Origin of the sequence: Nocardioides sp. SYSU D00065 (assembly GCF_017916425.1) — a bacterium.
Taxonomy (GTDB): domain Bacteria; phylum Actinomycetota; class Actinomycetes; order Propionibacteriales; family Nocardioidaceae; genus Nocardioides.
The window spans coordinates 77,183-87,931 of the sequence record NZ_JAFMSX010000002.1 but is presented as its reverse complement, the minus strand read 5'-3'; the positions used below and the strand labels follow the sequence as shown (position 1 = coordinate 87,931).

The following is a 10,749-nucleotide window of genomic DNA, read 5'->3' as shown; positions in this document are numbered from 1 at the left end:
AGCCACCGCCCAGGGAGCGCACCGCCGTACGCCCCCGCCAGCGGTGCGCCAGCCACATCCACCGCCCGCCCGATGTGGCTCAGCCACCGCCCGGACCCGAGCCCGCGCCAGCCCAGACAGCCCCGGCGCGTCAGCCGCGCGGGATGACCTTGTGCGTCCCGTCGCACCAGGGCAGGCGGCTCGACTTCTCGCACCGGCACAGCGCGACGACCGGACGGCGTACGTCATGCACCACACCGTCTGCGTCCTGCACCGACGTGGCGTTGCGCAGGAGCAGGGGTCCGTCGGGGCAGATCACCACGTCGGGGTGGTCGTAGTCACGCTCCGGCACGCCTACGCCTCCCAGCTGGCGAGCAGGACGGTGGCGAAGCGCGTCTCGAGGTCGAGGCAGGTGAAGGCGCCGAACAGGATCTCGTCCGCCTGCTCCGGCTCGTCCTCGGCCAGGGTGCCGCAGATGTCGCGAGCCGCGAGGTGCTCGTGGATCGCGTCCGCCTCGACGTGCTCGTCGTAGTAGGCCGCCATCGGACCGCCGAGGTCGAGGCGCTCCAGGCCCTGCACCATCTTGCGCGAGGGCAGGGAGCTGGTCATCTCGAACGCGGCCAGGTGTCCCATCGCCGCACCGCGCAGCCGCCGGTGCAGCCCGAACAGCGACACGGCGTTGTTCATCTCGAGGGTCTCGGGCAGTGCGTCGTCGACGTAGGCGCCGTACTCCGACCGCAAGCCGATCGCGTCCAGGCCGCGCGCGAAGAGGTGGGAGTGCAGCCGGTTGGGGTCGCCGTCACCGTACTCGTCGTACTGCAGCTCCATCAGCGCGGCCTTGGCCCGCACCGGGAGCCGCGGGACGACCCAGGCGACCGGGTCGGACTCCTTGAGGTGGTAGACCGAGCGCTGGCGCAGCAGCTCCAGCACCTGGTCGCGGTCGGCGCGACGGCGTACGTGGTCGGCGAGCGAGGGCCCGTCGTCCTCGGCGACCAGCGCCTCGAGCGCGGACGGGACCTCCGACGGCACCCCGACCGACACCGGCCCCGCCTGCTCCCAGCGCGAGCGCAGCCGCTCCTCCAGGGCGGTCTCGAGCCGGTGCCGGACGTGCAGGACTTCGGGGTCCCACTCGGCGCGCTCGTCGGCGTCCTCGAATCCGCGGTACGACAGCTCGTGCAGCGTCCACAGCGCCAACGACTCGTCGTCCCACGCGTCGGCAGCGGGGGCGGCGGCGGCGCTCGGGCGCGCGTCGGCGAGCCGGGACACCACCCACTCGCTCAGCACGCCGCGCGGCTTGGGCAGCCTCACGGAGTGAACACCACCTTGACCATGCCGTCCTCCTTGTCGCGGAACTGACGGTAGGCCTCGGGCGCGTCCTCGAGCGGCAGGTGGTGGGTGGCGAACGACTCGACGCCGAGGACGTCCTCCTCCTGCTGCAGCAGCGCGAGGATGTCGTCGCTCCAGCGGTGGACGTTGGCCTGGCCCATCCGCAGCTGCACCTGCTTGTCGAACAGCTCGAACATCGGCAGCGGGTCGGTCGGCGCGCCGTAGACGCCCGAGATGCTGATGGTGCCGCCCCGGCGGACGGCGTCGATGGCGCTCAGCAACGCGGCCAGGCGGTCCGAGCCCACGTTGAGCATCACCTTCTCCTGCACCTTCTTGGGCAGCAGGCCGAGTGCCTTCTGGGCGGTCTCGGCGACCGGCGAGCCGTGTGCCTCCATGCCCACGGCGTCGATCACCGCGTCCGCGCCGCGCCCGTCGGTCAGCTCGCGCACGGTGTCGCCGACGCCGTCGACCTCGGTGTGGTCGATCGTCTCGGCGCCGCGCGCGTGGACGCGGGCGAGCCGCTCGCGCACGGAGTCGACGACGATGACGCGCAGCCCACGGTGCAGTCCGATGCGGGCGGCCATGTCGCCGATCGGCCCCGCGCCGACGACCAGGAGCGTGCCGCCGTCCTCGACGTCGGCGTACTCCACCGCCTGCCACGCGGTGGGCAGCACGTCGGAGAGGTAGAGGAACCGGTCGTCCGGCGGGCCGTCCGGCACCTTGATGGGCAGGGTGTCGCCGAACGGCACGCGGAGCAGCTCGGCCTGTCCGCCCGGGACCCGGCCGTAGAGCTTGCTGTAGCCGAACAGGCTCGCGCCGGTGCCGGTGTCGCGGTTCTGGGTGGTCTCGCACTGGCTGTAGAGCCCGCGGGTGCACATCCAGCACGTGCCGCAACTGATGTTGAACGGCACCACGACCCGGTCGCCGGCCTGCAGCGTCGTCACGGCCGAACCGACCTCGCGGACGATGCCCATGGGCTCGTGGCCGACGATGTCCCCGGGCGACATGAAGGGCGACAGCGGGTCGTAGAGGTGCAGGTCGGAGCCACAGAGCCCGGTCGAGGTGATCTCGACAACGACGTCGGTGCGCTCCTCGATGACGGGGTCGGGGACCTCGACGACCTGCATGTCCTGCTTTCCCTGCCAGGTGACGGCCTTCATGTTCCGGTGACCTCCTCGGTCTGTCGCGCCGCGAGCTTCGCGGCGATCGGGTCGGGCGTCAGGTGTGCGCCCGCTGCGGCCACGTTGTTGAGCCTCGAGCCTGCCACGACGTGGTCGCGCCCGGCTACCAGCGCCTCCCAGCCGTCGCGGGCCACCTCCTCGGGCGAGTCCTTGGGGCCCTGGCCGATGCGGGTGTCCTCCATGTCGGCCCGGTCGAAGAAGTCGGTGTCGGTCGGACCCGGCATGAGCGAGGTCACCGTGACGCCGGTGTCGGCCAGCTCGTGGCGGGCGGCCTCGGCATAGGAGTGCACGAATGCCTTGGAGGCGGCGTACGCCGCGTGGCCGGGGCCGGGCCCGGCCGCCGCGATGGAGGACACCAGCAGCAGCCGTCCCTCCTGCTGGGCGACCATGTCGCGGGCCAGCAGCACGCACAGGTGGACCGTGGAGCGGACGTTGAGGTCGACGAGCCGGAGCTGGTCGTCGAGGGGGGCCTCGTCGAGGCGTCCGTGCACGCCGATGCCGGCGTTGAGGATGCCGACGCGCACCGGCGAGGGGTGGACCGCCACCGCCTCGTGGAGCTGCTCGACACCCTCGCGGGTGGCGAGGTCGACCTCGAGCGCGACGACGCTGCGCCCGGCGGCCTGCAGCTCCTGGGCCACCGTGTGGATCGCCGGCTCGTCGGCGGCGAGCACGAGGTCGTAGCCCTCGTCCGCCAGCAGGTGCGCGAAGGCGCGGCCGATGCCCGTGGATGCTCCAGTCACCACGGCCAGGCCGGCTCGGTCCGTGCCAAGGGTCGTCATGGCCCGCCAGTGCCCTCGCGCGCCCCTGAGCATGCGTGCGGCCGACGGCCGTATGGGGAGGACCGCCCTGGGTAACGTGGGCGTCCACGAGGAGGTTGCCGCATGACTCACACGACACCGTCGACGGACCCGAGCACGGAGGAGGACCGCGCCGAGCTGGTCGCGCACCTGGCTCAGGAGCAGGGCGCCCGGATCGCGGTCGCGGAGTCCCTCACCGCGGGACGCATCTCGTCGATGCTGGGACGCGGTGAGGCCGCCTCGGAGTGGTACCGCGGCGGGGTGGTGGCCTACGACGAGGACGTGAAGTTCCGGGTGCTGGGCGTGACGCCCGGCCCAGTCGTCACCGACTCGTGCGCCCGGGAGATGGCCGAGGGGGTACGCCGGCTGCTCGAGGCCGACGTGGCGCTCGGCATCACCGGCGTCGGCGGGCCCGGGCCCCAGGAGGACCGTCCCGCCGGGACGGTGCACCTGGCGGTGGCCACCCGCGAGGGGACCCGGTCGGTGGAGGCGCTCCTGCCCGGCGAGCCCCCCGAGGTGGTCGCCGAGGCGACAGCACTCGCGCTGGACGAGCTCGTCCGCACGCTGCGAGGCGCCGACGCCGGCTGACCGGCGCGCGACGCCGCCGACACACCCCGCGCGGACCACAGAGGACGCGTCGGAGCCGTGGTAGGACTCGGGCATGACTCGACGCGCCCGGTGGGCTGCGCTGGCCGGCGCCGGCTGCGCCCTCGTGCTCGCGGGCTGCGCCGGCGCCCAGGACGACGCCGCGCTGTCGGCTGCCCGTCAGCTGCTGGCCGCCGCCCGCGACTCCGACGGGACGGCCGCCTGCGCCCTGCTCGCGCCCGCGACCCGCTCCGAGCTGGAGCAGACCAGCGGTCGGCCGTGCGAGCGCGCGATCCTCGAGGAGGACCTGGGCCAGGGTGGGGACCCGGAGGAGGGCGCGGAGGAAGGCAGGGTCGAGGTCTTCGACTCGATGGCGCAGGCGGTCGTCGGACGCGACCGGGTGTTCCTCTCGCGCTTCGACGGGCGCTGGCTGGTCGTCGCGGCCGCCTGCACGCCCGTCGCCGACCGGCCCTACGACTGCAGCATCGCGATGCCGTGATGCGCACGATGTTCGTCGCCTACCTGGCCGTGGTCTGCCTGGGCCTCGCCGTCCTGCTCGCGCTGGCGCTGAGGCACTCGTGAGGCGCGGCTTCGTCCGGCACAACGCGCTCAGCCTCTTCTTCGGCGCGCTGTTCCTGCTCAGCCTGGCCGGCCAGTCCGTCGCCGGTTGGCTCCAGTTCAACGACCGACAGGTGGCCGAGCACCTCGACGCGGTGCCGTGGGCCGGCTATGTCTCCTCGTCCGACTTCGCCGTCGACGTCGCCGAGAACTGGCAGAGCGAGTTCCTGCAGTTCTGGGTCTACCTGATGGCGACGGTGTGGCTTCTGCAGAAGGGCTCGCCGGAGTCCAAGGAGCTCGACAAGGCCGGCCGGGAGTCCGACGAGGACCAGAAGATCGGCCGTTTCGCCGAGCCGGGCTCCCCCGCCTGGGCCAAGGTGGGCGGCTGGCGCACGCGCCTCTACTCCTCCTCCCTCGCGGCGGTCATGGGGGCCATCTTCTTGATGTCGTGGTTCGTCCAGTCCGTCGCCGGGTGGGCCGCGTTCAACGAGGAACGGCTCCAGCAGCTGCGCGACCCGCTCGCGTGGTCGGAGTACCTTCGCGCCGCGGACTTCTGGGCCAGGACGCTGCAGAACTGGCAGAGCGAGTTCCTCGCCGTGGGCACGCTGGCCGTCCTGGCCATCTACCTGCGCCAGCGCGGCTCCCCGCAGAGCAAGCCTGTGGGCGAGCCTCACGACTCCACCGGCGTGGAGGGCTAGCAGCGCCGAACGCGCACACCGCCCTTTTGCATGTGGCGCGCCGCTCCCGGACCTGTGAGCCTCCTGCCATGACCGACCAGCGCGACGCCGAGCACCGGCGGCCCGAAGGAGTCAGCGACGAGACCGTCGAGGCGGTGGGCAAGCTGTCCGCCGCGCTCGACCACATCGAGGACGCCCGTGGCCACATGTACGCCTTCCACCGGCTGATGGGCAGTGCGGAGCGGACGATGGAGGAGGCCACGCAGCTGATGCGCGAGGCGGGGCACGGCGAGATCGCCGACGCCCTGGACCGCGACGTGCTGGGCGGCAACCCGCTGCCGGGCATGTGGTCGTTCCAGATGGTCGAGGCCTACGACGACGGCTTCTACGCCCGCGCCAAGGGTCTGCACCAGCGGGCCCTCGACGAGCTCCTCGAGGGCCGGCGCCACGTCTTCGAGGCGGAGATGAAGGAGCTGCGCCGTACCCACGGTCGCGAGGGGCACGAGGCGACGCCCGCCGTGAGCGAGGGCGTCGAGCCCAACGAGTGAGGGCTCAGCCGCGCCGGCGCAGCTCGGGCAGCACGTCGGAGCCGTAGGCGGCGAGCATGTCGGCGTAGTGGGGACCCATGTTGGCGACGTAGACCTCGCTGAAGCCGGCGTCCACGAAGGGCGCGTAGGCCTCGACGTGCTCGGCGACGTCGGGACCGAACGCGCCGTTCTCGGCGAACTTCTCGCGCGTCACCAGCTCGCTGACCTGCTCGAAGTGCTGGGGGCTGGGCAGCACCTGGGCGAGCTCGCCCGGGACACCGGCGTTGGGCCACAGCTCGAAGGCCCGGTCGATCGCCTCCTCGCGCGTCGGTCCCCACGCCACCTTGAACCCGGCCTGGGTCGGGGCGTCGGCACCCTTGGCGGCGCGGAAGGTCCGCACGCCGTCAGCGTCGGGCTGGGTGGTGACGAAGCCGTCGGCGATCCGGCAGGCGACGTCGAGCGCCTTCGGGCCGAACGCGCTCATGTAGATGGGCGGCGGCTCGTCGGGCAGCGTGTAGATCCGCGCGGTGTCGACGACGTAGTGACGACCCTCGTGCGAGACGACCTCGCCGGTCCACAGCTGCCGGATGACGTCGACGGCCTCCTCGAGCATCTCGAGCCGGACGTCGGTGCGCGGCCACGCGTCACCGAGGACGTGCTCGTTGAGCGCCTCGCCGGTGCCGACGCCGAGGGTGAAGCGGCCCTCGCCGAGCAGCACCGCGGAGGTGGCGGCCGCCTGGGCGACGATCGCCGGGTGGACCCGCACGGTCGGACAGGTGACCGCCGTCGTCACCGGCAGGTCGCAGACCTGCGCGACGGCGCCGATCATCGACCACACGAACGGCGACTGGCCCTGCGCGTTGTTCCAGGGATGGAAGTGGTCGCTGATCCACAGGCTGTCGAAGCCGGCACGCTCCGCGAGACGAGCCTGGTCCAGCAGCTGCTCCGGCGAGTACTCCTCGCAGGAGAGGAAGTAGCCGAAGCGGGTCACGGCCGGCCGGCGGGCGTCGCCGCGCGGGGAGCGGGGATCGAGCCCGTCGCGCGCAGGCCGGACGGCGCCGTACGCACGCCGCCCGGGGGCGTGCGCACGCCGGCCGGGGTCGTGCGGAGGCCGGACGGCGCCGTACGCGGGCCGGAGGGGGCCGTGCTCACCCGCGGCCCCGACACGTCGGCGTCGCCGGAGACCAGCAGCCCGTGCTGGATGGCCCACAGGACCGCCTGCGAGCGGGAGGTGACCTCGATCTTGGCGTAGGCGCCGCGGATGTAGGACTTCACCGAGTTGATGCTGAGGTTGGTCTCCTCGGCGATCTCGCGGTTGGCCCGACCGGCGGCGATCATCGAGAGCACCTCGGTCTCGCGCTGGGTCAGCGGCCACTTCTCCGCCGGTGCCGGCTGCGCGTCGGCCTGGCCGGTCCAGGCGTCGACCACGACCCGGCCGTCGGCGATCTGCAGCAGGTTCCAGACCAGACGACGGCTCGGCAGCCACTTGCTGACGAAGCCGGCAGCGCCACGCGACATCTCGGTCGAGACCGCCTCCGGGCTGCAGTCCCAGCCGAAGGCGACCATGCGCGTCGGGAAGCGCTGCGGCGCCGGGCGTACGCCGGCCGTGCGGCGGTGCGGCTCGTAGAGGGTCAGGTCGCACAGGGGCGCGGGGCCGTCGGGGCGGTGGGGCACGACGGAGACCAGTGCCGCGTGCGGCTCGAGCATTGCTCGCAGGCCGTGCACGACAAGCTCGCTCTCCTCCATCAACGCGACCTTGACGTGGCGGTGGCCGGGGGCGGCGGTGGGTCGGTCCATGCCCGCAAGTACCCCGAAGGGCGGGGCGCATACGGGACGTCCGCAGCGCACTCGCGGGACTCAGCCGAGCAGCACCTGCGCCGCGTGGGCGGCCTGTGCCTCGCTGATGCCGGCGCATTCGGCCGCCTCGCGCAGCCGCAGGAGGGCGTCGTCGGTGGTGAGCCCGACGCGTGCAGCGACCAGGCCGACGGCGACGTCCTGGAGCCGCTGCTCGCGCAGTCGCTGGGGCGCGGCCTCGGCCCGGCGGCGGGTCTCGAAGCCGAGGTCGGCGTTGGTGACCGCCCCGGCCTGCCACGCTCCCAGCGCCTCGACCAGGCCGTCGAGGCGGTCGTGGAAGGCGTGGGCGGTCGAGGCGTAGAGGTCGATCGTCAGGACCGCGCGGCCCTCCTCGACCACCGGCAGCGAGACGGTGCTGGCGATCCCCCCGAAGGCGCCCTCGCGGGCCATCTCCGCCCACCGGTCCTCGTCGAGCGCCTCGGCGCGCCTGCCGGGGTCGCCGGCGCGGCCCGATCCCCGCTGCTCGTGCTGCTCGCGGCTCGACGGCTCGACGAGCGTGAAGGTCAGGTCCTCGTCGAGCAGCGTCACGCTGAGCGCCACGCAGTCGGGGACGGCGCGCACGGCCCACCCCTCGATCACGCGCAGCAGCCCCTCGACGTCGTCCACGGTCGGCGTGACGTACTCGTCCAGGGCCTCTCGGCTCTGCGGCAGCAGCTCCATGCGATCCTCTCGATGTCCGCGGCCGTTCCTCGCAGCCTCGATGGTGCTCCTGCCCCCAGCCCCCCACCACACCCGACCGGGCGGTCGCTGCGCGCATGCACCCGGGCGGGTGAGGGTACGAACCTGCGTGTCCTCCGAGCAGTCACCGCCCCCCGTCGTCGTCCTGGACCTCGACGGCACCCTGGTGGACTCCGTCTACCAGCACGTCGTCGCGTGGCAGGCGGCCTTCCACGACGTCGGCCTGCACACCAGTGCCGTCCGGGTCCACGAGGCGATCGGGATGGGCAGCGACCGGCTCGTGGCGCACGTGGCCGGCGATCCGGCCGAGGCGGCCGTGGGCGGCGACGTCCGGGCGCTGCACGACAAGTACTTCCAGGCGACGCTGCGCACGGTGTGCCCCCTCGACGGCGCCTCGGAGCTCGTCGACGCGCTGGCGCGACACGGCCACCGAGTCGTGCTCGCCTCGTCGTCGGAGACCGAGCTCGTCGAGGAGATGCTCGAGCTGCTCGACGTGCGACAACACCTCGAGGCGATGGTCACGGGCTCGGACGAGGTGCCGACCAAGCCGGCTCCCGACCTGATCGAGACGGCTGTGGGCAAGGGCGGCGGTGGTCCCGCGATCGCCGTCGGCGATGCCGTGTGGGACGCCCGATCCGCCGCGGCTGCCGGCGTGCCGAGCATCGGCCTGCGCAGCGGCGGCGTGACCGCCGAACAGCTGCGCTCGGCGGGCGCGTCCTGGGTCTACGACGGTCCGCGCGAGCTGCTCCAGCGGCTCGCGGACGGTCCGCTGCGCACGGACTGAGGCGTCGGCCCCGACGGCGCAGGCACGTTCCCGCGAGGTACGGTCATGCACAAGGCCCGTCGGGGACCCCTCACACGGCGTACGGGAGAAGGTCCTCGGCGGGCCTCGTGGGTGGTGGCGTGGGTCCGACAGACCTTGCCGACCGTCAAGTACCCCCTGTCGCGTCGTGCATACGCCCGGTTCCAAACGAATTACTGCGGTTCCTGACGGCTACTGAAACGGGCGGGGGCGGGTACGGACGTCGCGCACCGCCGCCCCTGCCACCCGAGGACAGCAGATGAGCCCATCCGACGAGTCGGCGCTCGACCGCGAGGCCGGGTCGGGCACCGTGGCGTCGGCCCGGCGCGAGGGGTGCGCGTGATCTCGCTCTGGCTGGACGGCGCGCCGCGGCTGGCGGACGACCCCCTGCCCGACCCGCGGAAGCACCTCGACGTCCTCGTCGTCGGCGCCGGCCTCACAGGGCTCACCACCAGCCTGTTGCTCGCCCGGGCCGGGTTGCGGGTCGCGTGCGTCGAGGCTCGCGCGGCCGGGGCCGTCACGACCGGACGGACGACCGGCAAGGTCTCGCTCCTGCAGGGGACCCGGCTGTCGCGGATCCGTCGCCACCGGTCCGAGGCGGTCGCCGCTGCCTACGTGGACGCCAACCTCGAGGGCCGGGAGTGGCTGCTGCGCTTCTGCGACGCCCACGGCGTGGGCTACCAGCGGCGCGCGGCGGTGACGTACGCCGCCCACGACGACGAGCTGGACGCGGTGCAGCAGGAGCACCTGGAGGCCGCCGCACGCGGACTGCCGGTGCAGTGGCGCGACCAGCTCGACGTGCCGTTCCCCCATGTCGGGGCGACCGTGCTCGCCGACCAGGCGCAGCTCGACGCCATGGAGGTGCTCGGGGCGCTGGCGGCACAGCTGCGCCACCACGGCGGGACGCTGCACCAGGGCCACCGCATGCGCTCGGCGTCCACGGACGTGCCACCGGCGGTCCGGCTGGACGGTGGCGAGACGCTCGAGGCCGACCACCTGGTCCTGGCCACCGGCATGCCGATCCTCGATCGCGGTCTCTACTTCGCCAAGCTGGAGCCGCAGCGCTCCTACGTCCTGGCCCTCGACGGCGCCGACCCGGTGGGCGGCATGTACCTCTCGGCCGGGCCGGACGCCCGCTCGGTGCGCGACGCCCCGGGCGGCAGGCTGCTGGTCGGCGGAGCCGGTCACGTCGTCGGGCGCACCGAGCGCCACGTCGCGCACCTCGAGGCGCTGCGCTCGTGGGCCGCGACGTGGTATCCGAGCACCGCCGAGACCCACCACTGGTCCGCGCAGGACTACAGCAGCCCCGATGGGGTCCCCTTCGTCGGCCCCATGCCGCGCAGCGGTGGTCGCATCCACGTCGCCAGCGGCTACGAGAAGTGGGGCATGACCAACGCCGTGGCGGCTGCGCGCACCATCTCCGCGACCATCCTGGGCGAGCCTCCGCCCTGGGCCCAGGTGCTCAGCGATCGCAGCACCTCCCCCTCTGCGGCGGCGGAGGTGGCTCGCATCAACCTCGGCGTCGGTGCGGCCCAGGTGGCGGGTGCGGCGCGCACCCTGCGCGAGCGACTGCCCGGCACCGCGGGGCCGGCCCAGGCCAACACGTGCGGGATCATCGGCGTCTGCACGCACCTCGGCGGGCTGCTGAAGTGGAACGACGCGGAGCAGACGTGGGACTGCCCGCTCCACGGCTCGCGGTTCAGTCCGGACGGTGAGGTGCTGGAAGGGCCGGCGACCCGGCCACTGGTGAAGCGCTCGGGCTCGCTGCCCGAGTAGCCGGGCCGG

General features: G+C 73.3%; 13 protein-coding genes. 6 read left to right on the top strand and 7 right to left on the bottom strand.

All coding sequences use genetic code 11. The annotated features are described in order from the left end of the window. Positions 1-130 precede the first annotated feature (130 nt). The 4 genes from J3P41_RS08480 to J3P41_RS08465 are packed head-to-tail and all read right to left on the bottom strand — an operon-like array spanning position 131 to position 3,265. Positions 131-331, bottom strand: coding sequence for a CDGSH iron-sulfur domain-containing protein (locus J3P41_RS08480; RefSeq protein ID WP_210649895.1), 201 nt, complete (start codon positions 329-331; stop codon positions 131-133). A 2-nt stretch (positions 332-333) separates the two neighbouring features. Then, positions 334-1,287, bottom strand: coding sequence for an iron-containing redox enzyme family protein (locus J3P41_RS08475; RefSeq protein WP_210649894.1), 954 nt, complete (start codon positions 1,285-1,287; stop codon positions 334-336). Next, complete coding sequence (locus J3P41_RS08470; protein WP_210649893.1) at positions 1,284-2,465, bottom strand: zinc-dependent alcohol dehydrogenase; 1,182 nt, start codon at positions 2,463-2,465, stop codon at positions 1,284-1,286. Before J3P41_RS08470 ends, J3P41_RS08475 begins: the two co-directional genes overlap by 4 nt. Further along, positions 2,462-3,265, bottom strand: a complete 804-nt coding sequence (locus J3P41_RS08465) for an SDR family oxidoreductase (protein WP_210649892.1) — start codon at positions 3,263-3,265, stop codon at positions 2,462-2,464. Before J3P41_RS08465 ends, J3P41_RS08470 begins: the two co-directional genes overlap by 4 nt. Before the next feature lie 102 nt (positions 3,266-3,367). Between J3P41_RS08465 and J3P41_RS08460 the strand changes: the two genes are divergently transcribed. The 4 genes from J3P41_RS08460 to J3P41_RS08445 all read left to right on the top strand — a co-directional run bounded on the left by J3P41_RS08460 (position 3,368) and on the right by J3P41_RS08445 (position 5,651). Further along, a complete protein-coding gene (locus tag J3P41_RS08460) occupies positions 3,368-3,871 on the top strand; it encodes a CinA family protein (protein WP_210649891.1) in 504 nt (167 codons plus the stop codon). A 73-nt stretch (positions 3,872-3,944) separates the two neighbouring features. After that, positions 3,945-4,367, top strand: coding sequence for a hypothetical protein (locus J3P41_RS08455; RefSeq protein ID WP_246861916.1), 423 nt, complete (start codon positions 3,945-3,947; stop codon positions 4,365-4,367). 79 nt (positions 4,368-4,446) lie between these two features. After that, a complete protein-coding gene (locus J3P41_RS08450; protein WP_210649890.1) occupies positions 4,447-5,124 on the top strand; it encodes a DUF6766 family protein in 678 nt (225 codons plus the stop codon). A 68-nt stretch (positions 5,125-5,192) separates the two neighbouring features. Next, positions 5,193-5,651: a hypothetical protein gene (locus tag J3P41_RS08445; RefSeq protein WP_210649889.1), complete on the top strand. Its 459-nt coding sequence runs from the start codon at positions 5,193-5,195 to the stop codon at positions 5,649-5,651. Between the two features lie 4 nt (positions 5,652-5,655). On the opposite strand, the gene J3P41_RS08440 is transcribed toward J3P41_RS08445, so the two are convergent. The 3 genes from J3P41_RS08440 to J3P41_RS08430 are packed head-to-tail and all read right to left on the bottom strand — an operon-like array spanning position 5,656 to position 8,144. Then, positions 5,656-6,621 carry a TIGR03557 family F420-dependent LLM class oxidoreductase gene (locus J3P41_RS08440; protein ID WP_210649888.1) on the bottom strand — a complete coding sequence of 322 codons (966 nt, stop codon included), beginning with the start codon at positions 6,619-6,621 and terminating at the stop codon, positions 5,656-5,658. Further along, entirely contained in the window at positions 6,618-7,427 is an 810-nt protein-coding gene (locus tag J3P41_RS08435) for a response regulator transcription factor (protein WP_210649887.1), read from the bottom strand. The genes J3P41_RS08440 and J3P41_RS08435 overlap by 4 nt, the downstream gene beginning before the upstream one ends. 60 nt (positions 7,428-7,487) lie before the next feature. Next, positions 7,488-8,144 (bottom strand): hypothetical protein, encoded by a 657-nt coding sequence (locus J3P41_RS08430; RefSeq protein WP_210649886.1) that lies wholly within the window; start codon positions 8,142-8,144, stop codon positions 7,488-7,490. A 127-nt stretch (positions 8,145-8,271) separates the two neighbouring features. Between J3P41_RS08430 and J3P41_RS08425 the strand changes: the two genes are divergently transcribed. Then, complete coding sequence (locus J3P41_RS08425) at positions 8,272-8,946, top strand: HAD family hydrolase (protein WP_210649885.1); 675 nt, start codon at positions 8,272-8,274, stop codon at positions 8,944-8,946. Between the two features lie 357 nt (positions 8,947-9,303). Then, on the top strand, positions 9,304-10,740 hold the full coding sequence (locus J3P41_RS08420; RefSeq protein ID WP_210649884.1) for an FAD-dependent oxidoreductase: 1,437 nt from the start codon (positions 9,304-9,306) through the stop codon (positions 10,738-10,740). Positions 10,741-10,749 lie beyond the last annotated feature (9 nt).